The organism is Hydrogenophaga sp. GW101-3F08 (genome assembly GCF_059424585.1).
Genome location: NZ_JBWKZP010000006.1, coordinates 41,345 through 64,358 on the forward strand (window position 1 = coordinate 41,345; position 23,014 = coordinate 64,358).

Genomic DNA, 23,014 nt, shown 5'->3' on the forward strand with positions numbered 1-23,014 from the left:
GATGGTCCGACCACCCGGCGGCGACCGCTGGTCACCACCGGAAGGGTTCAGTCCAGCTTGCCGTGACAGTGTTTGTACTTTTTACCGCTGCCGCAGGGGCAGGGATCGTTGCGACCGACCCGGGGCATGGTAGCCACCGCCGTGTCCAGGTCGGTGGTACTCTGGGCCTCACCCGTTTCGGTGGGTGCGGTATAGGTCACGTTGGTGATGCGCTCGGCACGATCTTCCAGCTGTTCCGCGACTTCCGACATCTGTTCGGCCGACTGCACGCGCACGTTCATCAGAATGCGGCTGACGTCGTTCTTGACGCTGTCGAGCAGCTGACCGAAAAGCATGAAGGCTTCGCGCTTGTATTCCTGTTTGGGTTGTTTCTGTGCGTAGCCGCGCAGGTGAATCCCCTGGCGCAGGTAATCAAGCGCCGACAGATGCTCGCGCCATTGGCTGTCGATGGTCTGCAACAGCACCACGCGCTCGAACTGGGTGAAGTTCTCTTCGCCCACGGTCTGCACCTTGCCGTCAAACACCGCCTTGGCCGCGGCCAGCACGCGCTCGACGATTTCCTCCCCGTCGATCGCCTCGGCATCCGACACCCAGGAGGCCACCGGCGCATCCACCGACCACTCCTCACGCAGCACACGCTCCAGCGCCGGCAGGTCCCACTGCTCTTCGACACTGCCTTCCGGCACATACTGATGCACAAGATCGGTGAAGCAGCCATCGCGCAAGGAATCGATCTGGGCACGCAGGCTCTGCGCATCGAGGATGTCGTTGCGCTGCTGGTAGATCACCTTGCGCTGATCATTGGAAACGTCGTCGTATTCGAGCAGCTGTTTGCGGATGTCGAAGTTGCGCGCCTCCACCTTGCGTTGCGCACTTTCGATGCTGCGCGTGACAATGCCCGCCTCGATGGCTTCGCCTTCGGGCATCTTCAGCCGGTCCATGATGGCGCGCACGCGGTCCCCCGCGAAGATGCGCATCAGGGAGTCGTCCAGACTCAGATAGAAGCGAGACGAACCCGGGTCGCCCTGGCGGCCCGAACGGCCGCGCAACTGGTTGTCGATGCGCCGCGATTCGTGGCGTTCGGTGGCGATGATGCGCAAACCACCCAAGGCCTTGACCTTCTCATGGTCCAGCTGCCACTGCTGGCGCAGGGTTTCGAGTCGTGCTGCCTTGGTCGCTGCGTCCAGGGACTCGTCGGCCTCAATGGCGGCACTCATCTTCTCCAGGTTGCCACCAAGCACAATGTCGGTCCCACGACCGGCCATGTTCGTCGCGATGGTGATGGCGCCGGGGCGGCCCGCCTGCACGATGATGTCGGCCTCGCGGGCGTGCTGTTTGGCGTTGAGCACCTCGTGCGGCAGATTCTCTTTCGTCAGCAGGCCGGCAATGATTTCCGAGTTCTCGATCGACGAGGTGCCCACCAGCACCGGCTGTCCACGCTCATGGCATTCGCGGATGTCTTCGATCGCGGCCACGTACTTTTCGTTGGTGGTCTTGTACACGCGGTCGAGCTGGTCCTCGCGCTTGCTGGGCCGGTTGGGCGGAATCACCACGGTTTCCAGACCGTAGATCTCCTGGAACTCGTAGGCCTCGGTATCGGCCGTGCCGGTCATGCCAGAGAGCTTGCCGTAGAGACGGAAATAGTTCTGGAACGTGATCGATGCCAGGGTCTGGTTTTCCGGCTGGATCGCCACGCCTTCCTTGGCCTCGACGGCCTGGTGCAGGCCATCGCTCCAGCGGCGCCCGGACATCAGACGACCTGTGAACTCGTCGACGATGACGATCTCGCCGTTCTGGTTCACATAGTGCTGGTCGCGGTGGTAAAGATGGTGGGCCTTGAGCGACGTCACCAGGTGGTGCAGCAGGGCGATGTTGGCCGGGTCGTACAACGAAGCGCCATCGGGCAGCAAACCGGCCTGGCTCAGCAGGCGCTCGGCATTTTCATGCCCCTGCTCGGTCATGTGGATGGAGTGCGCCTTCTCATCCAAGGTGAAGTCGCCGGGCTTGATGACGCCCTCACCCGTGCGGGGATCGGCCTCGCCTTCCTGTCGCACCAGATGGGGCACCAGCTGCTTGATCGCCAGGTACACCTCGGTCTGATCGTCGGCCTGACCGCTGATGATCAACGGCGTGCGCGCCTCGTCGATCAGAATGGAGTCCACCTCATCGACGATGGCGTAGTTCAGGCCCCGCTGCACGCGGTCACCCGACTCATAGACCATGTTGTCGCGCAGATAGTCAAAACCGTATTCGTTGTTGGTGCCGTAGGTGATGTCGGCCCGGTAGGCAGCCTGCTTCTCTTCGCGCGGCGCTTGTGGCAGGTTGATGCCCACCGTGAGACCGAGAAAGTTGTACAGCCGACCCATCCACTGCGCGTCACGGCTCGCCAGGTAGTCGTTCACCGTCACCACGTGCACACCTTTGCCGGTGAGCGCGTTCAGGTACACGGGCAACGTGGCGGTCAGCGTCTTGCCCTCGCCAGTGCGCATTTCGGCCACCTTGCCATGGTGCAGCGCCAGGCCACCGACGAGCTGTACGTCGAAGTGGCGCATCTTCATGACGCGCTTGCTGGCCTCGCGAACCACCGCAAATGCCTCGGGCAGGATGGCCTCAAGGGCTTCGCCGTCGGCAATGCGGCGCTTGAAGACGTCGGTCAGCGCCTTCAACTCGTCGTCGCTGAGCTTTTCAAACTGGGGTTCAAGGCCGTTGATGCGCTCCACCGTTTTGCGGTAGGTCTTGAGCAAGCGGTCGTTGCGGCTACCAAATATTTTGGTGAGGAAGTTTGTGGCCATACGTGCAGGCCTGTACCGTACATGCGACTAGCGCGTGCCGGCCGGGCTAAATGGAATCGGTGGGCTCTCAGCCAACGGATCGAGGCAAAACGCCGGGAAGGAACCCGTGATCTGCCGACGAACGCTGTGCTTTCAAGAGCAAAGTGCTGATTTTACCCGGCGCTCGAAGCCGGGTCAGCGCAGGCGGGTCTTGCCAGTCTGCAGGTTGGCAGTCGCCATGGACTCGCCTGCGGCAAGGAACCGCTGGGGATCCTGAGGCACCCCGGACACCCAGACTTCAAAATGCAGATGAGGACCGGTCGAACGACCCGTTGAGCCCACTTCGGCAATCTTCTGCCCGCGTTTGACGATGTCCCCCTTCTTCACGAGCACCTTTGATGAGTGCGCGTATCGGGTGATCAGATCGTTGCCGTGATCGACTTCAACCATGTTGCCGTACGCGGGGTGAAATTCCTGCACCACCACGATGCCGCCGGCCGCCGCCAGGATGGGCGTTCCAGGGTCGGCCGGAAAGTCGAGTCCGGTGTGCAAAGCAGAGCGCCCATTGATCGGATCAATGCGAAAACCGAATGGTGACCCCACACGCCCACCGGTCACCGGTTGTTCGGTCGGCACCATGGTGCGCTGGATTTTCTGATCAAAGAGACGAGACTCCACCACCGTCAGCCAGTCGACCCGCGAACCACTGGCCGTATCCAGCTGATCCAACGCCTGTGTCAACTCTTCCAGCGTCAGATCGCGTCCCGAAATCAGTGCCCCACCCGCCCCTTGGTGGGTTCTGAACTCCTGCGGATTGAGCCCGGCCAGACCGGCTACGCGCTCACCCAGGGACTCGATCTGCAGCATGCGCGCCTGCATTTCTCCGAGTTTGCGCGCCATGGCGTCCAGGTTCTCGCGCATGTAGACATCTTTCGAATCCACCTCACCCTGGCTGACCAACCGGGCCACCGGTCCAAAACCCGGCCACCCCTGGCGCACACCTTCGAGAAACACCCAGTGGTAGGCGGCCACGGACCCCAGCATCAGCAACACCGACGCCACCACCCCTGCCGCCAGCAGTTTCAGGCTGTCCAGGTGCAGCGCCCGACTCTTGGCCAACCAGGCATCCGTGATAATGATGTGCACAATTCAACCTTTCGTGATGGCACCGGCTTCAAACCCGAAGCCCCAACATCGCATGAGCACCGCCCCACGATTTCACACCATGCTCAGCCTGGAGCAGGCGGTCGGAGCAGCACCCTCGCTCGCCGCACTGCAGGAACGGATTCGAGCATCCCAGCAGTGCATGGAACAGGTGCAACACCTGATCCCGATCAGTCTGCGTCGGCATGTCAAAGCTGGCCCCATTCAGGACACCGAATGGTGCCTTCTGGTTGGCAGCGCGGCCGCATCGACCAAGCTCCGCCAGCTGCTGCCCAGCCTGCAACAAACCCTGACCCAAAATGGGGCGCAGGTTAACTCAATTCGCATCAAAGTCCAAATCCCGGGGCAGTGAAGCCAGGCTTGGGGAGCTCCGCCCACACGGAGCAGACGATGGTGCCGCTTGTCTGACTCGAACAGACGACCTATCGCTTACAAGGCGATTGCTCTACCAACTGAGCTAAAGCGGCACTGAAACCGGGAGCCGGATTTTACTTGACGCGCTTGAGCTGGGGTCGCCCACTTCCGCGCGATGGACCGTCTGGTGGCGGCTCAAGGGGATCGGTCGACTCGGTGGGAGCACCCTCGTTCGGAACGGCACGCAGCGTCCCACGGTCTTGCACATTCGGGGAGCGGGTTGAATCCAGCGTGACAGCGTCGCTCTTCAGTGCTTCGCTCTCCAGCTCGGCAGGGCTTGCAGCCAACGATGGCGGAGGAAAGGCCATGCCTTGCCCGTTCTCGCGCGCATAGATCGCCACCACATGGCTCACGGGCACCACGATCTCTCTGGCAACGCCACCAAACCGCGCCTTGAACTCGATGAAGTCGTTGCCCAGCCGCAAGGAGCTGGTGGCATCAAAGCTCACATTGAGCACAATTTCCCCATGCTGGACAAACTCCATCGGCACCTGCACCGAAGCATCCACCTGCACGGCGATATAGGGCGAAAACCCGTGATCAACACACCACTCATGCAGTGCGCGGATCAGGTACGGACGGGTGGAGGGTGTCTCCTGCTCGATGGAACTCATCTGAAACCCCGTCAATGCCCCGTCACCCAGCCGGGCTCGAACTGCGACGTCCTCACTTGCGCATCACTTTTTCAGATGGCGTCAGCGCCTCGATATAGGCCGGGCGCGAGAAAATGCGCTCGGCGTACTTGAGCAATGGGGCCGCATTCTTGCTCAGCTCAATGCCGTAAAAGTCCAGACGCCACAACAGCGGTGCAATGGCGACATCCAGCATGGAGAAGTTGTCTCCCAGCATGAACTTGTTCTTGAGGAACACCGGGGCCAGCTGTGTCAGACGGTCGCGGATGTGAGCGCGGGCCTTTTCCAGGGCCTTCTCATTGCCCTTGGTGCTGCGCGATTCCAGCATGGACACATGCGTGAACAATTCCTTTTCGAAGTTCAGCAGAAACAGGCGCACGCGAGCGCGGTCCACCGGGTCGCCCGGCATGAGCTGAGGATGGGGGAAGCGCTCATCAATGTATTCGTTGATGATGTTCGACTCGTACAGGATCAGATCGCGTTCGACCAGGATCGGCACCTGGCCATACGGGTTCATGACACTGATGTCTTCGGGCTTGTTGTACAGGTCCACGTCCCGGATTTCAAAGTCCATGCCCTTCTCGAACAGGACGAAACGGCAACGGTGGGAATAGGGGCAGGTGGTGCCCGAGTACAAGACCATCATGAGGGAGTCTCCTTAAAGCAAAAAACAGTGGATTGCAAAACACCATGCCGGCGCTGCAATCCACTGTGGGACGGATGGGTACGCCAGCAACGCTGGCACACCTCAACCCGAATCGAATTATTTGACGTCTTTCCAGTAAGACGCGTTCAGGCGCCAGGCGACCAACGTGAAGACGGAGAGGAACAACAACACCCACACGCCAATGCGCACGCGGCTGTTCTGGGCCGGTTCGCTCATCCACTGCAGATAAGCCACCAGATCGCCGACATTCTGGTCGTATTCAGCCTCGCTGAGCGTGCCCGGCTTGACTTGTTCCCAGCCTTTGAGCAGCTCCACCTCATGGCCGTGGCTTTCCACTTTTTCGTGAACCGGTTTGCGTTCACCCTGCAGTTGCCACAAAGGGTTGGGCATGCCGATGTTCGGGAACACCATGTTGTTCCAGCCGGTGGGCTTGGATTCATCGCGGTAATAAGTGCGCAGCAGCGTGTAGATGTAATCAGCGCCGGTCCCGGCGTGGCTGGAGCGCGAACGGGCGATCACCGTCAGATCGGGAGGATTGGCGCCAAACCAGGCTTTCGCCTGACGCGGATCGATCGCCGACTTCATCGTGTCACCGATCTTGTCGGTGGCAAAAGTCAGGTTTTCCGCGATCTGCTTGTCGTTCAAACCGATGTCACGCAGGCGGTTGTAGCGCATGAAGGCCGCCGAATGGCAGCTCAGGCAGTAGTTGACAAACAGCTTGGCGCCGTTTTGAAGAGCGGCCATGTCGTTGGTGCGATTGGGCGCCTTGTCCAGCGGGAACCCACCGCCAGCGGCCAGGACCGAACCCGACAGGCCCAGGGCCAGCGCAAAGCCCATAAGGATTTTTTTCATTTGCTTGACTCTCCGGAATGGCTCGTATGGGCTCAATGGGGGTGGAAGGTGACACGGCTGGGTACCGGCTTGAATTCGCCCAGGCGGCTCCACCAGGGCATCAGCAGGAAAAAGCCGAAATAGAACAGCGTGCCCACTTGCGAGACACGTTCGCCGACGGGCGACGGCGGCTGCACGCCCAAGTAGCCCAGGATCAGGAAGTTGATCACGAACACCAGGTAGAGCCACTTGTTCCAGCTTGGGCGGTAGCGAATCGACTTGACAGGGCTGTTGTCCAGCCAGGGCAGGAAAAACAGAATCACGACGGCGCCACCCATGGCGACCACACCCCAAAACTTGGCATCGATGGCCAGCATCAGGGCCACCAGCACCACCGCACTCCCCACAACCGCGCCCTTCATGACCATGTTGAGCCGGGCCTTGACCACGCCCAGCAGAGCACCCAGCAACACGCAGGCGATCAGGGCGTACATCATCTCGCTGGTGATGGCACGCAGCATGGAGTAGAACGGCGTGAAGTACCAGACTGGCGCGATGTGCAGCGGCGTGACCAGCGGGTCGGCCGGAATGAAGTTGTTGTACTCCAGGAAGTAGCCACCAAACTCGGGAGCAAAGAACACGATGGCGGAGAACACCATCAGGAACAGAGACACGCCAAAGATGTCGTGCACGCTGTAGTACGGATGGAACGGAATGCCGTCCAGCGGAATGCCCTTGTCATCCTTGGTGGCCTTGATTTCGACACCATCAGGGTTGTTGGAGCCCACTTCGTGCAGCGCAATGATGTGAGCCACCACGAGGCCCAGCAAGACCAACGGCACGGCAATCACGTGGAAGCTGAAGAAGCGGTTGAGGGTGGCGTCGCCCACCACGAAATCGCCACGGATCAACAACGCCAGATCGGGGCCAACGAAGGGAATGGCCGAGAACAGGTTGACGATCACCTGGGCGCCCCAGTACGACATCTGACCCCACGGCAGCAGATAGCCCATGAAAGCCTCCGCCATCAATACCAGGAAGATGGCACAACCGAAGACCCAAACCAGTTCGCGCGGCTTGCGATACGAGCCGTAGATCAGGCCACGGTACATGTGGAGGTACACCACCACAAAAAAGGCCGAAGCCCCGGTGGAGTGCATGTAGCGGATCAGCCAGCCCCACGGCACATCGCGCATGATGTACTCGACCGAAGCGAACGCCGTGGTCGCGTCGGGCTTGTAGTGCATCACAAGGAAGATGCCCGTCACGATCTGGATCACCAGCACCAGCAGCGCCAGCGAACCGAAGATGTACCACCAGTTGAAGTTTTTCGGCGCGTAGTACTCGGCCATGTGCTCATTGAAGAGCTTGGAGAGCGGGAACCGGTTGTCAACCCAATTCAGTGCCTTTTGGCCCAGGGGTGCGTCGGGGGAGATTTCTTTGAATTCAGCCATGGAATGCCTCTGTGGTCAGTAGACTGCGTGCACTGTGCGGTGCAGCGGGTCAGGCTTTTTTCTCTTCGCCGACCAACAGGGTGGTGTCGGACAGGTAGTAGTGCGGGGGAACTTCGAGGTTGTCCGGCGCTGGCTTGTTCTTGAAAACACGCCCGGCCACATCGAACGTGGAACCGTGGCAGGCACAAAGGAAACCGCCCTGCCAGTTATCCGGCAGAGAAGGCTGGGGACCGGGGGTGAACTTGTCACCAGGGGAACAGCCCAGGTGGGTGCAGATGCCCACGGCAACCAGCACTTCGGGTTTGATGGAGCGATGGCGGTTTTTCGCGTACTCAGGCGTGGGGTAGGTCTTGCGATCCGAGTTCGGATCAGCCAATTGATCTTCCTGCTTTTCCAGTGCCGCCAGTTGCTCGGGGGTACGCCGCATGATCCACACCGGCTTGCCGCGCCACTCGACCACCCGCTTTTCACCAGGCTGCAGAGTGGAGATATCCACCTCGATCGCGGCGCCGGCCGCTTTGGCCCGCTCGGACGGCTGAAAACTGCTCACGAAGGGAACGGCGACCGCGGCTGCACCCACGCCACCCATGGCGCAGGATGTGATCAGCCAGGTTCGGCGGCTGCTATCGACGGTCGCATCGACGGTTGCTTCACTCATGGGGATCTTTCAATCAGTTTCGAGGGGGATACTAGGGACAACCCGGCATTGTACTGGAGCTCATGGCCCCCACTTTGGCTTGCCGAGGCGGCCCACCAGACATTGTCACAAGCCATGCCGCGCGCGCATTTGACTTTCGTCAGCCAACCAAAATACTCCGGTCGCGTGCGTGAGAATCGCTGTTGGCACCGGCAATACAGGCCTTTGCGCTCAGGCCGACTTCATGACAACCAACCCAATACGATCCGGAGGACCCCCATGGGCATGATGCAAGAGTTCAAGGAGTTTGCCGTCAAGGGCAATGTGATCGACCTGGCGGTCGGTGTGATCATCGGTGGCGCCTTCGGCAAGATCGTGGGATCGCTGGTCGATGATGTGATCATGCCCATCGTCGGATCGATCTTCGGCAGCCTCGATTTCTCCAACCTGTACCTGGCTCTCGGCAAGGTTCCCGAGGGCACGGCACCGACGCTGGCCGCCATGAAAGCCGCCGGCATCCCTACGCTGGCCTATGGCAGCTTTATCAGCGTTGCGCTCAACTTCCTCATCCTGGCGTTCATCATCTTCATGATGGTCAAACAGATCAATCGCCTGAAGAAGACCGAAGCGCCCGCACCGGCGGCCCCCGCAGCACCGCCCGAAGATGTGTTGCTGCTGCGTGAAATCCGCGACAGCCTGAAAAAGTAGCTCGGCCGCCGTCCGAACGGCCGCATCCACTTTTGCGAATCGGGGGCGCCGTTGAGCGCAGATTCAGCGCCGCGTGGCCGACAGCGCCGCGTCGACAGCGGCCAGCAGACTCGCGGCGCTGGCTCGGCCCGTGCCGGCCAGGTCGAACGCGGTGCCGTGATCGGGGCTGGTGCGCACGAAAGGCAGCCCCAGCGTGGTGTTCACACCATGCTCCAGCCCCAGCAGCTTGACGGGAATCAGACCCTGGTCGTGGTACATCGCCAGCACCACATCGAATGCGCCCTGGCGTGCGCGCATGAAGACCGTGTCGGGCGCATATGGGCCACTCGCATCGATGCCCTCTTCCCGCGCCTGGCGCACCGCCGGCTCGATCACCTCGATTTCTTCAAGGCCAAACAAACCGCCCTCGCCGGCATGCGGGTTCAACCCCGCGACGGCGATCCGTGGATGGGGCCAGCCCACCGCGTTGAAATGACGATGGGTGATCCGAAGCGTTTGCAACACCTGATCCAGTGTCACGGCCTGCAGCGCCTGCCGCAGCGACACATGGATGCTGACCAGCACCGTGCGCAGGCCCGGGCAACTCAACATCATGCGAACGGGAAGCTCCGTCACACCCAGCCCCAGGTGCTCAGCCGCCAAGGCCTGCAGCATCTCGGTATGCCCAGGATGTGTCACACCGGCCGCGGCCAGCGCCTCCTTGTGAATCGGCGCGGTCACCAAGGCGCGGGCTCGGCCATCCAGCGCGGCTTGAGCGCCATAAAGAATGCAATCTGCCGCCGCCCGCCCAGCGGCTGCGCTGATGCATCCCAGCGGCACCGGCAGCGGCAGATCACATGCCTGCACCACCGCCATGCAACCCGGTGGCAGCTGGCCAAAGTCAGACACCTCGGCGAGTTGCGCCACCATCAACCGCCCGGCAACCGACTCCGAATCCGCCTGCACCAGACGGGCTGCGCGCCTGAGCGTCGCAACGTCACCCGCCACCACGACCTGCCGCAGCAACTCGGGACGCTCGTGAAATGCTTTGACGACGATTTCCGGACCGATGCCCGCCGGGTCGCCCATGGTCAGAATCACCGGTGATTCGACAGTGGTTGGCGCGCCGACCAAGGCGGCCGATGTGGGAAACGTGCTCATGGAACCGTTCAGGCAGGGTTGTCAATGTCGATGAATTCATGCGCCAGTCCCAGCTGGGCCGCCACATGGGCACCGACCGCGGGTGCGCCGTAACGTTCGGACGCGTGGTGTCCACAGGCCAGGTAAGCCACGCCGCATTCGCGAGCGTAGTGCGCCTGGGGTTCGGATATTTCGCCGGTGATGAACACATCAGCACCCGCCGCAATGGCGCTTTCGAAATAGCCTTGTGCGCCACCCGTGCACAAAGCCACATGTTCGATGGGGCGATCAGGCTCGGCCACCAACGTCACGGACCGCCCCAGCACGCGCCCGACATGGGCCGCCAAGGCGCCCGCAGAGGGTGCGGACCACCGCCCGATGAAGCCCAGCGACTGCTCACCGAAACGGCCACGCTCCCCCTCATACAAGTCAATGCCCAGCTGCCGCGCCAGCTGCGCGTTGTTGCCCAACGCCGCATGGCCGTCCAGCGGCAGGTGATAAGCATACAGGTTGATGTCATTCGCCAGCAGGCGCGATAGACGTTGCTTCATCCAGCCTGTCACCCGGCCATCTTGCCCACGCCAGAACAGCCCGTGGTGCACCAGGATGGCATCGGCCCCCGAACTCACGGCCGCGTCGATCAGCGCCCGACTGGCGGTCACACCAGTGACCAACTTGCGGATGTGGCCACGCCCTTCCACCTGCAGCCCGTTGGGGCCGTAATCGCGGTACAGCGCTGGTTGCAGCAGTGCGTCCAGCGCACCCAGCAACATTTCCCGCGTGACGGCGGGCGGTGGCAGCGGGCTCTGAGGGTCTTTGGGTGCGGAAAAACTCATGGGGAAAAACAGCCTTTGGAGGCAAATGGCATCGAACCCATAGGCCCGACGTGGCTCTGGCACAGAACCCCATTTTGACACCCGCCCCCTTGGGCCGCCCCCAGCCTCCCCCCACACAGCCGGTGGTGGTTGTCCACCGGACTATGGGGTCGTCGCACCCTCAGTGTTGGGCGCGCTCGCCTTCGTCCATCTTGCGCATGAAAAACCGGTAGAACCAGATCACCATGCCAATCATGAAGACGATGCCTGCAATGCTGAACAATCCATAGTCGGTTGAAAACAGGTCCACCAAGGCTTTCATCGCTTGCTCCATTTCTTCATTGAGGAGCGCCCATTGCACTGCGGCGGCATCACCGGTGCATTGACCTGCGTCAATTCACTTGAACTCCGCAGATCCGGAGGTATATGGGAGGCATATGCGGGACAATGACGAGGAATCTTCCGCTGTGAGCCCGGCATCCCGAGCACTCAAGAACCCTCAACCTCTATCTGACATGAAACGACTCTGGCTGGTTTTTGCCCAATCCGTGACCGTGCTGCTGGCCGCATTTTTCGTGATCGCCACGCTCAAACCCGACTGGCTGGATCGGCGCGCGCTCACCACGTCGGTGGTCCCGGTGCTGGAGTCCGCCACCCCGGCCACGGCCAACGAGAACATCGCAGCGAACGGCTTCAGAGCGGCCGCGCGCGCCGCGTCGCCCGCGGTGGTCAGCATCAACACCAGCAAGGCGCCTGAGAACAACCCGCAAGCCGCCGATCCATGGTTCCGCTTTTTCTTTGGTGACCAGAATCCATCACAGCCCCAGGCGGGGCTGGGCTCGGGGGTGATCGTCAGCCCCGCTGGCTACATCCTCACCAACAACCATGTGATCGAAGAAGCCGATGAAATCGAGGTGATTCTCAACGACGGTCGCAAGAGCGCGGCACAGGTCATTGGCACCGACCCCGAAACCGACCTGGCCATTCTCAAGGTCGACCTGAAGGACCTGCCCGTCATCACGCTGGGCGACTCGGACGCGCTGTCCATCGGCGACCAGGTGTTGGCCATCGGCAACCCCTTCGGGGTGGGCCAGACGGTGACCAGCGGCATCGTCAGCGCCCTGGGACGCACCCAGTTGGGCATCAACACCTTCGAGAACTTCATCCAGACCGATGCGGCCATCAACCCCGGCAATTCGGGTGGGGCGCTGGTGGACGTGAATGGGCATCTGATGGGGATCAACACCGCCATCTACTCGCGCTCGGGGGGGTCCATGGGCATCGGCTTCGCGATCCCCACCTCCACCGCGCGCAGCGTGCTGGACGCCATCGTGAAGGACGGTCAGGTCACTCGCGGCTGGATCGGCGTGGAACCCCAGGACCTCACCGCCGAATTGGCCGAAAGCTTTGGCATCGAGTCGGGCGTTGGCGTCATCATCACCGGCGTGCTGCAAAACGGTCCGGCCGCCAAGGCCGGCATCCGCCCGGGAGACGTGATCACCAGCGTGGCCGGACGCAGCGTGGGGAACGTGGCACAGCTGTTGTCCGCCGTGGCCGCCCTGACACCGGGGCAGGCCGCGACACTGGATGTGGTGCGCAAGGATGGCAAGACCCGGATCGACGTCATACCAGGCAAGCGAACGCAACAACCCACCGTGCAGGAACAGCGCTGAAATTCACGTGCGCCGCGATTGGACAAGACCCGCCGAGCCTTGTGCGCGGCGGGTTCGCCTTATTTGGCGGCGTCCTCGGCCGTCTGCTCAGGGGCCGCTGTGCTCTTGATGAACCATTGCGCCCCCCAGATGCCCACCTCATACAGCAGGCACATGGGGCCGGCCAGGGCGAGTTGAGAGATCACATCGGGCGGCGTGACCACAGCCGCGATGATGAACGCCACGACGATGAAATAGCCCCGGAATTCCTTGAGCTGCTTCACCGAGACCATGTTCATCTTGACCAGCAGCACCACCACGATAGGCACCTGGAACGCCAGACCGAACGCCAGGTAAAGCGAAAGAATGGCTTCGACATACGACGCAATGTCGGGGGTCGCGGCCACACTGGCGGGCGTGAACTGCTGGATGAAGCCAAACATCTTGTCGAGCACGAAAAACTGCACGAACGCAATACCGACATAGGCCAGCAAGCTGCCCAGAACGATCAGCGGCACGGCAAACCGCTTCTCATGGCTGTATAGGCCAGGCGCCACAAAGGCCCAGATCTGGTACATCCACCATGGCAGCGACAGCAGCAGGGCGGCCATGGCCAAGACCTTGATGGGCACGAAAAAAGGAGAGAAAACACCCACTGCGATCAACTTGGCATCGGGGGGCATGTGTGCCCGGATGGGCACCGCGATCAGATCGATCAAACCGCTGGGGCCGGGCCAGATCGCCAGCAAGGCCATGCAGATACCCAGCCCCGCCATCCCGTAGAGCAGGCGATCTCGCAACTCCATGAGATGCTGGACAAACGGCTGCTCGGTACCGGCGAGTTCGTCGGTGGAATCTTTGGGATCGGACATCAGCGGGGAGCGGAGGAAGAGCGGGGCCGGAAACGGGCCACGCGGGCCGCACCGGACTGGGTTCGGGTACGCACGCCGGTGCGCGCCTTGAACCATTGGGGCATGGCGTTCTGTTTGATGCGCCAGTTCTTTTTCGGATGTTTGTAAACCGGGTACAGCGAAGACCCGATGGAGCCCATGGCGTCATGACTGTCCGAACCGTAGGACGTGCCGTCCAGGCCGGCGGTGGCTTCGGACCAGGATTTTTCGAAGTCGCTGGCGCCGCTCTGCACCGAAGTTTCCACATCGCGGGCGGCGCTCTCCACCGAGTCCTTCATTTTCTTGAGCTCTTCGAGCTCCATGGACCGGCTGACCTCGGCCTTCACGTCGGACACGTAGCGCTGCGCCTTGCCCAGCAAGGCGCCCACGGTGCGCGCCACGCGCGGCAATTTTTCCGGGCCGATGACGATCAACGCCACCGCCCCAATCAGAGCGAGTTTCGAAATGCCCAGATCAATCATGTATCAGCCATCCTGCGGGCAAGGTCGGGCATTGGAATCAAGCCCAGTGGTCGCCGGGGCAATGCGCACGGGCTGCGCCGGCGGGCTCAGAAGCTCAGCTTTTCTGCTTGGCTTCAACGTCGATGGTGTTTTTGTCGGTGCGGGTGTCCTGCGTCACCTGACCGGCAGGCGCGGACGTGGCATCCGCCGCGCTTTGACCACCTTCCTTCATGCCATCCTTGAAGCCCTTGACGGCGCCGCCCAGATCCGAACCGATGTTTTTGAGCTTTTTGGTGCCAAAAACCATCACAACGATCAGCAGCACGATCAACCAGTGCCAAATCGAGAAAGAACCCATGATTTTCTCCAAACATATAGAAGTGGTGCGCCTGACGCTGTGGGTGGGATTCTAAGCCCGGGCAAGAGTTCAGCAGCCCGTCCAGCGGGAATTTCCGGACGGGCAGAAGGACGCCGGAACCGCAGTCAACCGCGCAACCAGGGGCGCGGTCCGCCCATCACATGCAGGTGCAGGTGGTGCACCTCTTGCCCCCCCTCAACGCCGGTGTTGCAGACCATGCGAAACCCGCCATCGGGATACGGGTTGCAGCCCTGCTCCGCAGCCAGCCGGGGGGCCAGCACCATCATGCGCCCCATCAGGCGTTCGTGCTCGGGTGTGAGCTGCGCCAGCGACGGGATGTGTTGCCTGGGCACCATGAGGAAGTGCACGGGGGCCCAAGGGTGGATGTCGTGAAAGACGTAAATATCTTCGTCTTCATAGACCTTTTTTGACGGAATCTGTCCGGCGATGATCTTGCAGAAGATGCAGTTCGGGTCGTGTGCGCTCATGGTTCGGGAATCTGATCAGTCGGGCATGGGTTGATTGGCATTCATGCGCACCATGCCCTTGACGATGCGGTAGAGGAACCAGATGGAGATCACGGCCCAGGCGATCATTCCCGGCAGCAGCAGCAAAAACCACAGCGGGAGCGTGACGATGTAAAGCACGCCGGCCCAGATCACGGTGCGGATGCGCCAGCGGAAATGACTGACCTGCCAAGTCCCTTCCGCATCATCCTTTTTGACCAGGTCGATCACCAGCGCCACCAGCAACAGGCCAGCGCCCACCTGGGCACCGGGCACGACCGCCGCCACGGCGACGATCAGATGCAGGATGTAACTGAGCCAGCCCACGCTTTTGAGCGATTGCGCTTTCTCGCTGTCCACGGCTTCCACATCGACAATGTCGCTCATGACTCGCCTCCAGGGCTTGCGGGATCGGACTCGCGCGCGACCGCCTTGCGCAGTGCTTTCTCTTCCAGCCCGCTCAGGCCTTCGCGGCGAACCAGTTCACCCACCACATCCGCAGGCGTCTTTCCGTAGTGCGCCAGCGCGATCATGCAGTGGAACCAGAGATCGGCCACCTCATTGACCAGCTTCTGACTGTCGCCCCCGTGGTCGATATCTTTGGCGGCCATGACGGTTTCGGTGGCTTCCTCTCCGATCTTCTTCAGAAAGGCGTCCGGCCCCTTGTGCAGCAGCCGGGCCACATAGCTCTTCTCGGGGTCGCCGCCATTCACGGGTTTGCGACTTTCGATCACGGCGGCCAGGCGCGCCAGGGCATCAATGGAAGACATGCGGTGTTCTATTTGTAGATGGATTCGGGGTCTTTCAGCACCGGGTCCACCGCATGCCACTGGCCATTTTCGTGGCGCTGGTAGAAGCAGCTGTGGCGGCCCGTGTGGCAGGCAATGCCGGGCTCGTGGCCCAGTTGGGTGACCTTGAGCAACACCACGTCGTTGTCGCAATCCAGCCGGATGTCGTGCACCGTCTGCACATGGCCGGATTCTTCGCCCTTGAACCAGAGCCTGTTGCGCGAACGGCTGAAATAGACCGCCCGCCCGAGTTCGGCGGTCTTCTGCAAGGCCTCGCGGTTCATCCACGCAAACATCAGCACGTCACCACTCGCGGCTTCCTGCGCAATCACCGGGACCAGCCCTTGGGCATCCCATTTCACGTCATCCAACCAGTTCATGGAGGGAATCTACCATGTGTGCGACTCCTTACAGTGTCTGTGGCCGAACGGCGGTACGATGGTTTTCGCCCCAGCCCCACTCCGGGACCGGGCTTACCCGAGAGAGACCGCCATGAAAATTCGAACACTCCTCCTGATCCTGTTCATCCTGCTGATTGCCGGGTTCGTGGCCCTCAATTTCGAACAGATCCTGCAACCTTCGACGCTCCATTTCGGGTTCTCCGAGGTGCAAGCGCCCATGGGCTTGGTGCTGCTGGGCATGCTGGCCCTGGTGTTGGTGGTGTTCCTGCTCGCGCTGGTGTACTACCAGACCATGCACCTGATGGAGGTGCGCCGCATCACGCGCGAGGTGGCCGAACAGCGCCGCCTGGCCGATCAGGCCGAGGCCTCCCGGTTCACCGAACTGCGGCAGTACCTGCAGACGGAAATGCAGGCCACGGCAGCGCGCGAGCGGGACTTGTCGGACAAGATGCACCAGAAAATCGACCTGCTGCAAACCATTCTGACCCGGGTGATCGAGCAGTCTGGCAACGGTCTGGAGGCCAGCATTGGCGAACTGGAGGACCGACTGGAGCGGCAGTTGCCGATCCGGCAGACGCCCAACTGAATCAGCGCCGGTCGGATCAGAGCCGGACCGGAATGCCCCGCTCGGCCATGCGCGCCTTGGCCTGCGCCACGGTGTATTCACCGTAGTGGAAGATGCTGGCGGCCAGCACCGCATCCGCACCGCCCTGTTGCACGCCATCGGCCAGGTGGTCCAGGTTGCCCACGCCACCGGACGCGATCACGGGTACGTCCACGGCATCGGCCACCGCGCGGGTCAACGCCAGGTCAAACCCGGCCTTGGTGCCGTCGCGGTCCATGCTGGTGAGCAGGATTTCGCCAGCGCCGAAGTCGGCCATCTGCCTGGCCCAGGCCACCGCGTCCAGACCGGTGTTCTTGCGGCCCCCGTGGCTGTAGACGTCCCAGCCTTCACCCCGGTGGAGCAGGTCATCCCCATGGCGGCGCTTCGCATCGATGGCCACCACGATGCACTGGGCGCCGTATTTGTCGGACGCATCGCGGATCACCTGCGGATTGGCGATGGCCGCAGAATTGAAACTGGTCTTGTCGGCACCGGCGTTGAGCAGGCGGCGCACGTCCTCCACGGTGCGAACCCCACCGCCCACCGTGAGCGGAATGAACACCTGTGAGGCCACCGCCTCGATGATGTGCAGGATCAGGTCGCGTCCGTCGCTGGTGGCGGTGATGTCCAGAAACGTGAGTTCGTCCGCACCCTGCTCGTTGTAACGGGCCGCGATCTCCACCGGATCGCCCGCGTCGCGCAGTTCGACAAAGTTGACGCCCTTGACCACACGGCCACCGGTCACGTCGAGACAGGGAATGATGCGTTTAGCGAGCATGGACCGCTCCTGCGCCATGGATCGGACAAACCGTTCCCCAAGCGCGCCGTGGCAACCCCAGCGCAAAGGAGGGCATCGTGCACGAGGTGACAGACACGTGGGTCATGCGTTCAACCGTTCAGGTCGTCGGCCAGCTTTTGCGCGGCCTCGAAGTCCAGATCACCGCTGTAGATCGAGCGGCCGCAGATCACGCCCTCGATGCCCTCGTCTTCCACATCGCACAAGGCGCGAATGTCGTCCAGATTGGACAGGCCGCCGGAGGCGATGACCGGCACCGACAAGGCCTGCGCGAGCCTGACCGTGGCGTCGATGTTGATGCCGCTGAGCATGCCGTCGCGGCCGATGTCGGTGTAGATGATGCCTTCGACGCCGTAGTCCTCGAACTTCTTGCCCAGATCGACCACCTCGTGGCCGGTGAGCTTGCTCCAGCCGTCGGTGGCCACCTTGCCGTCTTTGGCGTCCAGGCCCACGATGATGTGGCCGCCGAACGCGGTGCAGGCGTCTTGCAGGAAACCGGGGTTCTTCACCGCCGCGGTGCCGATGATCACGTAGCGCAGACCGGCGTCCAGGTAGCGTTCGATGGTGTCGAGGTCGCGAATCCCGCCACCGAGCTGCACGTCCACCTCGGACCCCACTTCCTTGAGGATGGCGCGGATGGCCTGCTCGTTCTTGGGTTTGCCGGCAAATGCCCCATTCAGGTCCACCAGATGCACACGGCGGGCACCCTTGTCGACCCAGGCGCGCGCCATGGCGGCCGGGTCTTCGCCAAACACCGTGGATTGGTCCATGTCGCCCTGTTTGAGGCGAACACACTGGCCGTCTTTCAGATCAATGGCAGGAATCAGCAACATGATGGTCTAAGTGAAGGGCGGATGGACTTAAGGGTTCCAGTGAAGGAAATTGCGGTAGAGCGCGAGCCCCTGATCGGCACTCTTTTCAGGGTGAAACTGGGTCGCGAAGATATTGTCACGTGCGATCGCTGCCGCGAAGCGGCCACCGTAGTCGGCTTCGCCCACACAGTGTTGAACATGGGAGGGACGAGCGTAGTAACTGTGCACGAAATAAAAGTAGGCGCCCTCTTCGATGCCAGCCCACAGGGGATGCGCTGGCCCATGGCCAAGCTCGTGGAACACCTGGTTCCAGCCCATCTGCGGCACCTTGAAGCGGCTGCCATCGGCCTGCAAGCGCCCTTCCAGGCGGAACCTCACCACCTCGCCAGGGATCAGGCCCAGACCTTCCGTGGGCCCCTCTTCGCTGCGGTCCAGCAGCATCTGCATGCCCACGCAAACCCCGAACAAGGGCTTGTGGGCCGCCGCATGCAACACGGCGTCCAGCAGGCCGGAGGCGGCGAGTTCGCGCATGCAGTCGCCCATGTGGCCCTGCCCGGGCAGGACCACGCGTTCGGCATCCAGCACCGCCTTCGGATCGGAGGTGACACTCACGTCCACCCCGCTGGCGGCGGCCACATGGGCCACGGCCTGCGAGACGGAACGCAGATTCCCACTGCCGTAGTCGACCACGGCGACAGTCTTGCGGTTCATCGGACAGGAATGCTCAGAGCGAGCCTTTGGTCGAGGGGATCACATCGCCCATGCGCGGATCGCGTTCGAGCGCCATGCGCAGCGCGCGGGCAAATGCCTTGAACACGGTCTCGGCCTGGTGGTGGGCATTCTCGCCCTTCAGGTTGTCGATGTGCAGCGTGACCCCGGCATGGTTCACAAAACCCTGGAAAAACTCGAACGCCAGCTGGGTGTCGAAGGCGCCCACCATGCCGCTCTTGAACGGCACGTGCATGTGCAGGCCGGGGCGGCCCGAAAAATCGACCACCACGCGCGACAGGGCTTCGTCCAGCGGCACATAGGCATGGCCGTAGCGGCGGATGCCTTTCTTGTCGCCCACGGCCTTGGCAAAGGCCTGGCCGAGCGTGATGCCCACGTCTTCCACCGTGTGGTGACCGTCGATGTGCAGGTCGCCCTTGGCCTGGATGTCGAGGTCGATCAGGCCGTGACGCGCGATCTGGTCGAGCATGTGGTCGAAGAAACCGATGCCGGTGGACAGGTTGGCCGTTCCCGTGCCGTCCAGATTGACACGAACAGTGATCTGCGTTTCCGCGGTGTTGCGCTGGACGTCGGCCACGCGGTCGGCGGCAGCGGGGGAAACGGAGGACATGGGGGTCATAGAACTTGTTGCAGGGCGCCAATCAGTTGCGCGTTTTCCGTGGGGGTTCCGACGGTCAGGCGCAGGCAGTTGGTCAGCGATGGGTGCATTTTAGAAACATTCTTGACCAGAACGCCGTGAGCCTTCAGGCCATCGAAGCTGCGTTGTGCATCGGGCACACGCGCCAGCACCATGTTGGCGTCGCTCGGGAAGGGCGTGACACCCGGCATCCGGGCCAGCGCCTCGGTCAGCACGGCCCGCTGTTCGCGGATCTGCGCCGCCTGCTGTGCGAACACCTCGGCGTGTTCCAGCGCAAACAAGGCGCACTCGGCATTGAGCACACTCACGTTGTAGGGCGGGCGCAGCTTGTCCACCTCGTGCACCAACGCCTGCGGCCCCAGCATGTAGCCCAGGCGCACACCGGCCAGGCCGAACTTGGAGAGCGTGCGCATGAGCAGCACGTTGGCGTTGGCCACCGGGTCGGCGCGAATCTCATCGAGCCAGGTCTTGCTGGAAAACGGCTGATACGCCTCGTCCATCACCACCAGCCCGCCAAACGTGGCCGCTTCGGCAATCAGGCGACGGATCACGGCCGCGTCCCACAGGTTGGCGGTGGGGTTGTTCGGGTAGGCGATGTAGGTGATGGCGGGCTGGTGCGCGCGCATCGCGGCCAGCATGGCGGCCTCGTCCAGCTCGAACTCGGCCGTGAGCGGCACGCCGTGGAAAGCCAGGCCCTGCAGCTGTGCGCTCATGGCGTACATCACGAAACCGGGCAAGGGCGCGAGGATGGACGCACCGGGCACGTCGCAGGCCATGGCCAGCAAGGAGATCAGTTCGTCCGAGCCGTTGCCCAGCATCAGGCCGCAGCCGGCGGGCAGGTCCACATAGCGGGCCAGTGCCTGCTTCAGGTCTTCGATGCGCGCGCCGGGGTAGCGGTTGATGGCCACCGCCCCGAGGCGGGCACCCAACGCCGCCTGCAACTCGGGCGGCAGCACGAACGGGTTCTCCATGGCGTCGAGCTTGACCATGCCGGCCGAGTCCTGGATGGCGTAGGCGTGCATGGACTGGATGTCCTGCCGAATGAAGCGCAGCGGGTTCGGGGTGTTCATGGCGTTCATGGGGATGCACGCATCGGGGGGACGTTGGTCAGGCGCAATTCGGCAGCGCGGGCGTGGGCCTGCAGGCCTTCGCCATACGCCAGCTCGGCGGCGATGGTGCCCAGGGTCTGGGCGCCCGCGGCGCTGACCTCGATCAGGCTGCTGCGTTTCTGGAAGTCGTACACGCCCAGCGGGGACGAGAAGCGCGCCGTGCCACTGGTGGGCAGCACATGGTTGGGGCCCGCGCAGTAGTCGCCCAGGCTTTCGCTGGTGTAGGCGCCCAGGAAGATGGCGCCGGCGTGCCTGAGCAGCGGTTCCCAGCGGTGCGGATCGTTGCTGGACACCTCCAGGTGCTCGGGCGCGATGCGGTTGCTGATGGCGCAGGCCTCTTCCATGTCGCGCGTGAGGATCAGCGCACCGCGGTCGTTCAGGCTCTTGGCGATGATGGCCGCGCGCGGCATGGTGGGCAGCAGGCGGTGAATGGCGGCCTGCACGGCGGCGATGTAGGCGGCGTCGGGGCACAGCAGGATGCTCTGCGCGAGCTCGTCGTGTTCGGCCTGGCTGAACAGGTCCATCGCCACCCAGTCGGCCGGTGTGCTGCCGTCGGCCAGCACCAGGATTTCGCTCGGGCCGGCGATCATGTCGATGCCCACGGTGCCGAACACGCGCTTCTTGGCGCTGGCCACGTAGGCGTTGCCCGGGCCGGTGATCTTGTCGACCTTGGGCACGGTGGCCGTGCCATAGGCCAGCGCCGCCACGGCCTGTGCGCCACCGATGGTGAAGGCGCGCGTGACACCGGCCACGTAGGCAGCGGCCAGCACCAACGGGTTCTTCTCGCCGCGCGGCGTGGGCACCACCATGATGATTTCCGCCACACCCGCCACGTGGGCCGGGATGGCGTTCATCAACACGCTGCTTGGGTAGGCCGCCTTGCCACCGGGCACGTAGATGCCCACGCGGTCCAGCGGCGTGACCTTCTGCCCCAGCAGCGTGCCGTCTTCGTCGCGGTAGCTCCAGCTTTCGCCGCTGGCGCGTTTCTGCGCCTCGTGGTAACTGCGCACACGGTGCGCGGCGGACTCCAGCGCGTCGCGCTGCGCGGCCGGCAGGCTGTCGAACGCGGCCTTGAGTTCGGCCTGGGTCAGTTCCAGCTGCTGCAGCGTGTCCACCGTCAGGCCATCAAAACGCGCCGTGTACGCCAGCACCGCCGCATCGCCGCGCTGCTGCACGTCGGCCAGGATGTCGGCCACGCGCTGTTCGATCGCGCTGTCGGTCTCGGCCGACCAATGCAAGCGCGCCGCGAACCGCGCCTCGAAATCGGACGATTGGGTAGACAGGCGGACGGGCGCGGCGGTGAGGCTCATGACGGTACGGCGTTTTTTTCGATGGCGTTGGAGAAGGCGTCGAGGATGGGGCGGATCGCCGCCTGCTTGAGCTTGAGCGCGGCCTGGTTGACGACCAGGCGCGAGCTGATGTCCATGATCTGCTCGACCTCGACCAGGTTGTTGGCCTTGAGCGTCTTGCCGGTGGACACCAGATCGACGATGGCATCGGCCAGGCCCGTCAGGGGCGCCAGCTCCATGCTGCCGTACAGTTTGATCAGGTCCACATGCACGCCCTTGCTGGCGAAGAAGTCGCGCGCGATCGTGGTGTATTTCGTGGCCACTTTCAGGCGCGAGCCCTGGCGCACGGCCGAGGCGTAGTCGAAGTCCGACGGCACAGCCACGCTCATGCGGCACTGGGCGATCTTCAGGTCCAGCGGCTGGTACAGGCCCTGGCCGCCGTGTTCAATCAGCGTGTCCCGGCCGGTCACGCCGAGGTCGGCACCGCCGTACTCCACGTAGGTGGGCACGTCGGTGGCGCGCACCAGCACCACGCGCACACCGGGCTGGTTGGTCGCGAGGATGAGCTTGCGCGAGGTTTCCGGGTCTTCCAGCACCTCGATGCCCGCGGCCGCGAGCAGCGGCAGGGTTTCATCGAAGATGCGGCCTTTGGACAGGGCTAAGGTAATCAAAACTTCACTCCAACAGACGTGACCCCGCAACCCCAGAACACCGCGGGACTGGCTTCGCCAGACCGCAGGTGTTGCCCCCTCGAGGGGGTCGCGCGAAGC

The 23,014-nt window shown here is 62.8% G+C and carries 28 protein-coding genes and 1 tRNA gene; 4 read left to right on the forward strand and 25 right to left on the reverse strand.

Features of this window, described 5'->3' with window-relative positions; translation table 11 throughout:
* Positions 1 to 47 precede the first annotated feature (47 nt).
* Positions 48 to 2,792, reverse strand: a complete 2,745-nt coding sequence (secA, locus tag AC07YZ_RS15870) for a preprotein translocase subunit SecA (protein ID WP_494795428.1) — start codon at positions 2,790 to 2,792, stop codon at positions 48 to 50.
* Positions 2,793 to 2,966: 174 nt separating this feature from the next.
* Positions 2,967 to 3,917 (reverse strand): M23 family metallopeptidase, encoded by a 951-nt coding sequence (locus AC07YZ_RS15875; protein ID WP_226491831.1) that lies wholly within the window; start codon positions 3,915 to 3,917, stop codon positions 2,967 to 2,969.
* 52 nt (positions 3,918 to 3,969) lie between these two features.
* On the opposite strand from AC07YZ_RS15875, the gene AC07YZ_RS15880 reads away from it, so the two are divergent.
* Positions 3,970 to 4,287 carry a DciA family protein gene (locus tag AC07YZ_RS15880; protein ID WP_226491830.1) on the forward strand — a complete coding sequence of 106 codons (318 nt, stop codon included), beginning with the start codon at positions 3,970 to 3,972 and terminating at the stop codon, positions 4,285 to 4,287.
* A gap of 39 nt (positions 4,288 to 4,326) precedes the next feature.
* Here AC07YZ_RS15880 and AC07YZ_RS15885 read toward each other — a convergent pair.
* From AC07YZ_RS15885 to petA, 6 genes are all read right to left on the reverse strand, one after another.
* Positions 4,327 to 4,402: transfer RNA gene (locus tag AC07YZ_RS15885), tRNA-Thr, on the reverse strand.
* Positions 4,403 to 4,423: 21 nt separating this feature from the next.
* On the reverse strand, positions 4,424 to 4,963 hold the full coding sequence (locus tag AC07YZ_RS15890; protein WP_494795429.1) for a ClpXP protease specificity-enhancing factor: 540 nt from the start codon (positions 4,961 to 4,963) through the stop codon (positions 4,424 to 4,426).
* Between the two features lie 52 nt (positions 4,964 to 5,015).
* Positions 5,016 to 5,627 (reverse strand): glutathione S-transferase N-terminal domain-containing protein, encoded by a 612-nt coding sequence (locus AC07YZ_RS15895; RefSeq protein WP_159607845.1) that lies wholly within the window; start codon positions 5,625 to 5,627, stop codon positions 5,016 to 5,018.
* A 117-nt stretch (positions 5,628 to 5,744) separates the two neighbouring features.
* Positions 5,745 to 6,500, reverse strand: coding sequence for a cytochrome c1 (locus AC07YZ_RS15900; protein WP_226491828.1), 756 nt, complete (start codon positions 6,498 to 6,500; stop codon positions 5,745 to 5,747).
* 32 nt (positions 6,501 to 6,532) lie between these two features.
* Positions 6,533 to 7,933: a cytochrome b gene (locus AC07YZ_RS15905; RefSeq protein WP_226491827.1), complete on the reverse strand. Its 1,401-nt coding sequence runs from the start codon at positions 7,931 to 7,933 to the stop codon at positions 6,533 to 6,535.
* Positions 7,934 to 7,982: 49 nt separating this feature from the next.
* Entirely contained in the window at positions 7,983 to 8,591 is a 609-nt protein-coding gene (petA, locus tag AC07YZ_RS15910) for a ubiquinol-cytochrome c reductase iron-sulfur subunit (protein ID WP_226491826.1), read from the reverse strand.
* A 258-nt stretch (positions 8,592 to 8,849) separates the two neighbouring features.
* Between petA and mscL the strand changes: the two genes are divergently transcribed.
* Complete coding sequence (gene mscL / locus AC07YZ_RS15915) at positions 8,850 to 9,278, forward strand: large conductance mechanosensitive channel protein MscL (RefSeq protein WP_226491825.1); 429 nt, start codon at positions 8,850 to 8,852, stop codon at positions 9,276 to 9,278.
* A gap of 63 nt (positions 9,279 to 9,341) precedes the next feature.
* Here the strand turns inward: mscL and pdxA are convergent, their stop codons facing one another.
* The 3 genes from pdxA to AC07YZ_RS15930 form a co-directional block, all read right to left on the reverse strand.
* Complete coding sequence (gene pdxA / locus AC07YZ_RS15920) at positions 9,342 to 10,418, reverse strand: 4-hydroxythreonine-4-phosphate dehydrogenase PdxA (RefSeq protein WP_494795430.1); 1,077 nt, start codon at positions 10,416 to 10,418, stop codon at positions 9,342 to 9,344.
* 8 nt (positions 10,419 to 10,426) lie between these two features.
* A complete protein-coding gene (locus AC07YZ_RS15925; protein WP_494795431.1) occupies positions 10,427 to 11,233 on the reverse strand; it encodes a Nif3-like dinuclear metal center hexameric protein in 807 nt (268 codons plus the stop codon).
* 160 nt (positions 11,234 to 11,393) lie between these two features.
* Positions 11,394 to 11,534 (reverse strand): DUF3149 domain-containing protein, encoded by a 141-nt coding sequence (locus AC07YZ_RS15930; RefSeq protein ID WP_226491822.1) that lies wholly within the window; start codon positions 11,532 to 11,534, stop codon positions 11,394 to 11,396.
* Positions 11,535 to 11,727: 193 nt separating this feature from the next.
* Here AC07YZ_RS15930 and AC07YZ_RS15935 point away from each other — a divergent pair, with 193 nt between their 5' ends.
* The gene (locus AC07YZ_RS15935; RefSeq protein ID WP_226491821.1) at positions 11,728 to 12,885 is read left to right on the forward strand and encodes a Do family serine endopeptidase; all 1,158 of its coding nucleotides are present in this window, start codon (positions 11,728 to 11,730) and stop codon (positions 12,883 to 12,885) included.
* Between the two features lie 59 nt (positions 12,886 to 12,944).
* On the opposite strand, the gene tatC is transcribed toward AC07YZ_RS15935, so the two are convergent.
* From tatC to hisI, 7 genes are all read right to left on the reverse strand, one after another.
* Positions 12,945 to 13,736, reverse strand: coding sequence for a twin-arginine translocase subunit TatC (gene tatC / locus AC07YZ_RS15940; RefSeq protein ID WP_226491820.1), 792 nt, complete (start codon positions 13,734 to 13,736; stop codon positions 12,945 to 12,947).
* Positions 13,736 to 14,236: a Sec-independent protein translocase protein TatB gene (tatB, locus tag AC07YZ_RS15945; protein ID WP_226491819.1), complete on the reverse strand. Its 501-nt coding sequence runs from the start codon at positions 14,234 to 14,236 to the stop codon at positions 13,736 to 13,738. Before tatB ends, tatC begins: the two co-directional genes overlap by 1 nt.
* A 94-nt stretch (positions 14,237 to 14,330) precedes the next feature.
* Positions 14,331 to 14,573: a Sec-independent protein translocase subunit TatA gene (tatA, locus tag AC07YZ_RS15950; protein ID WP_226491818.1), complete on the reverse strand. Its 243-nt coding sequence runs from the start codon at positions 14,571 to 14,573 to the stop codon at positions 14,331 to 14,333.
* Between the two features lie 125 nt (positions 14,574 to 14,698).
* On the reverse strand, positions 14,699 to 15,061 hold the full coding sequence (locus AC07YZ_RS15955; RefSeq protein WP_226491817.1) for a histidine triad nucleotide-binding protein: 363 nt from the start codon (positions 15,059 to 15,061) through the stop codon (positions 14,699 to 14,701).
* A 15-nt stretch (positions 15,062 to 15,076) separates the two neighbouring features.
* Positions 15,077 to 15,466, reverse strand: coding sequence for a DUF4870 family protein (locus AC07YZ_RS15960; RefSeq protein ID WP_226491816.1), 390 nt, complete (start codon positions 15,464 to 15,466; stop codon positions 15,077 to 15,079).
* Positions 15,463 to 15,849, reverse strand: coding sequence for a phosphoribosyl-ATP diphosphatase (locus AC07YZ_RS15965; protein WP_226491815.1), 387 nt, complete (start codon positions 15,847 to 15,849; stop codon positions 15,463 to 15,465). The genes AC07YZ_RS15960 and AC07YZ_RS15965 overlap by 4 nt, the downstream gene beginning before the upstream one ends.
* 8 nt (positions 15,850 to 15,857) lie before the next feature.
* Positions 15,858 to 16,256 (reverse strand): phosphoribosyl-AMP cyclohydrolase, encoded by a 399-nt coding sequence (gene hisI / locus AC07YZ_RS15970; RefSeq protein ID WP_226494670.1) that lies wholly within the window; start codon positions 16,254 to 16,256, stop codon positions 15,858 to 15,860.
* Between the two features lie 103 nt (positions 16,257 to 16,359).
* Here hisI and AC07YZ_RS15975 point away from each other — a divergent pair, with 103 nt between their 5' ends.
* Complete coding sequence (locus tag AC07YZ_RS15975) at positions 16,360 to 16,854, forward strand: LapA family protein (RefSeq protein ID WP_226491814.1); 495 nt, start codon at positions 16,360 to 16,362, stop codon at positions 16,852 to 16,854.
* A 16-nt stretch (positions 16,855 to 16,870) separates the two neighbouring features.
* Here AC07YZ_RS15975 and hisF read toward each other — a convergent pair whose 3' ends face one another.
* The 7 genes from hisF to hisG all read right to left on the reverse strand — a co-directional run bounded on the left by hisF (position 16,871) and on the right by hisG (position 22,915).
* A complete protein-coding gene (hisF, locus tag AC07YZ_RS15980; RefSeq protein ID WP_226491813.1) occupies positions 16,871 to 17,650 on the reverse strand; it encodes an imidazole glycerol phosphate synthase subunit HisF in 780 nt (259 codons plus the stop codon).
* Between the two features lie 110 nt (positions 17,651 to 17,760).
* Complete coding sequence (hisA, locus tag AC07YZ_RS15985) at positions 17,761 to 18,501, reverse strand: 1-(5-phosphoribosyl)-5-[(5-phosphoribosylamino)methylideneamino]imidazole-4-carboxamide isomerase (RefSeq protein WP_068174404.1); 741 nt, start codon at positions 18,499 to 18,501, stop codon at positions 17,761 to 17,763.
* A 27-nt stretch (positions 18,502 to 18,528) separates the two neighbouring features.
* Entirely contained in the window at positions 18,529 to 19,191 is a 663-nt protein-coding gene (gene hisH, locus AC07YZ_RS15990; protein WP_226491812.1) for an imidazole glycerol phosphate synthase subunit HisH, read from the reverse strand.
* Positions 19,192 to 19,204: 13 nt separating this feature from the next.
* Positions 19,205 to 19,819 (reverse strand): imidazoleglycerol-phosphate dehydratase HisB, encoded by a 615-nt coding sequence (gene hisB / locus AC07YZ_RS15995; protein ID WP_226491811.1) that lies wholly within the window; start codon positions 19,817 to 19,819, stop codon positions 19,205 to 19,207.
* Between the two features lie 5 nt (positions 19,820 to 19,824).
* The gene (hisC, locus tag AC07YZ_RS16000; protein WP_494795432.1) at positions 19,825 to 20,925 is read right to left on the reverse strand and encodes a histidinol-phosphate transaminase; all 1,101 of its coding nucleotides are present in this window, start codon (positions 20,923 to 20,925) and stop codon (positions 19,825 to 19,827) included.
* The gene (gene hisD, locus AC07YZ_RS16005; protein WP_494795433.1) at positions 20,922 to 22,265 is read right to left on the reverse strand and encodes a histidinol dehydrogenase; all 1,344 of its coding nucleotides are present in this window, start codon (positions 22,263 to 22,265) and stop codon (positions 20,922 to 20,924) included. The genes hisC and hisD overlap by 4 nt, the downstream gene beginning before the upstream one ends.
* Positions 22,262 to 22,915 carry an ATP phosphoribosyltransferase gene (gene hisG / locus AC07YZ_RS16010; RefSeq protein ID WP_226491808.1) on the reverse strand — a complete coding sequence of 218 codons (654 nt, stop codon included), beginning with the start codon at positions 22,913 to 22,915 and terminating at the stop codon, positions 22,262 to 22,264. Before hisG ends, hisD begins: the two co-directional genes overlap by 4 nt.
* Between the last annotated feature and the right edge of the window lie 99 nt (positions 22,916 to 23,014).

Bases quoted from the DNA above. Each gene is read 5' to 3' on its own strand.
- petA (WP_226491826.1), bottom strand. From the start codon at position 8,591: ATGAGTGAAGCAACCGTCGATGCGACCGTCGATAGCAGCCGCCGAACC.
- hisF (WP_226491813.1), bottom strand. From the start codon at position 17,650: ATGCTCGCTAAACGCATCATTCCCTGTCTCGACGTGACCGGTGGCCGT.
- hisC (WP_494795432.1), bottom strand. From the start codon at position 20,925: ATGAACGCCATGAACACCCCGAACCCGCTGCGCTTCATTCGGCAGGAC.
- AC07YZ_RS15955 (WP_226491817.1), bottom strand. From the start codon at position 15,061: ATGAGCGCACACGACCCGAACTGCATCTTCTGCAAGATCATCGCCGGA.
- secA (WP_494795428.1), bottom strand. From the start codon at position 2,792: ATGGCCACAAACTTCCTCACCAAAATATTTGGTAGCCGCAACGACCGC.
- hisB (WP_226491811.1), bottom strand. From the start codon at position 19,819: ATGTCCTCCGTTTCCCCCGCTGCCGCCGACCGCGTGGCCGACGTCCAG.
- mscL (WP_226491825.1), top strand. From the start codon at position 8,850: ATGGGCATGATGCAAGAGTTCAAGGAGTTTGCCGTCAAGGGCAATGTG.
- AC07YZ_RS15930 (WP_226491822.1), bottom strand. From the start codon at position 11,534: ATGAAAGCCTTGGTGGACCTGTTTTCAACCGACTATGGATTGTTCAGC.
- AC07YZ_RS15965 (WP_226491815.1), bottom strand. From the start codon at position 15,849: ATGTCTTCCATTGATGCCCTGGCGCGCCTGGCCGCCGTGATCGAAAGT.
- AC07YZ_RS15975 (WP_226491814.1), top strand. From the start codon at position 16,360: ATGAAAATTCGAACACTCCTCCTGATCCTGTTCATCCTGCTGATTGCC.
- AC07YZ_RS15880 (WP_226491830.1), top strand. From the start codon at position 3,970: ATGAGCACCGCCCCACGATTTCACACCATGCTCAGCCTGGAGCAGGCG.
- AC07YZ_RS15890 (WP_494795429.1), bottom strand. From the start codon at position 4,963: ATGAGTTCCATCGAGCAGGAGACACCCTCCACCCGTCCGTACCTGATC.
- tatB (WP_226491819.1), bottom strand. From the start codon at position 14,236: ATGATTGATCTGGGCATTTCGAAACTCGCTCTGATTGGGGCGGTGGCG.
- AC07YZ_RS15935 (WP_226491821.1), top strand. From the start codon at position 11,728: ATGAAACGACTCTGGCTGGTTTTTGCCCAATCCGTGACCGTGCTGCTG.
- AC07YZ_RS15900 (WP_226491828.1), bottom strand. From the start codon at position 6,500: ATGAAAAAAATCCTTATGGGCTTTGCGCTGGCCCTGGGCCTGTCGGGT.
- AC07YZ_RS15895 (WP_159607845.1), bottom strand. From the start codon at position 5,627: ATGATGGTCTTGTACTCGGGCACCACCTGCCCCTATTCCCACCGTTGC.
- tatA (WP_226491818.1), bottom strand. From the start codon at position 14,573: ATGGGTTCTTTCTCGATTTGGCACTGGTTGATCGTGCTGCTGATCGTT.
- hisD (WP_494795433.1), bottom strand. From the start codon at position 22,265: ATGAGCCTCACCGCCGCGCCCGTCCGCCTGTCTACCCAATCGTCCGAT.
- hisA (WP_068174404.1), bottom strand. From the start codon at position 18,501: ATGTTGCTGATTCCTGCCATTGATCTGAAAGACGGCCAGTGTGTTCGC.
- tatC (WP_226491820.1), bottom strand. From the start codon at position 13,736: ATGTCCGATCCCAAAGATTCCACCGACGAACTCGCCGGTACCGAGCAG.
- AC07YZ_RS15925 (WP_494795431.1), bottom strand. From the start codon at position 11,233: ATGAGTTTTTCCGCACCCAAAGACCCTCAGAGCCCGCTGCCACCGCCC.
- hisH (WP_226491812.1), bottom strand. From the start codon at position 19,191: ATGAACCGCAAGACTGTCGCCGTGGTCGACTACGGCAGTGGGAATCTG.
- AC07YZ_RS15960 (WP_226491816.1), bottom strand. From the start codon at position 15,466: ATGAGCGACATTGTCGATGTGGAAGCCGTGGACAGCGAGAAAGCGCAA.
- pdxA (WP_494795430.1), bottom strand. From the start codon at position 10,418: ATGAGCACGTTTCCCACATCGGCCGCCTTGGTCGGCGCGCCAACCACT.
- AC07YZ_RS15905 (WP_226491827.1), bottom strand. From the start codon at position 7,933: ATGGCTGAATTCAAAGAAATCTCCCCCGACGCACCCCTGGGCCAAAAG.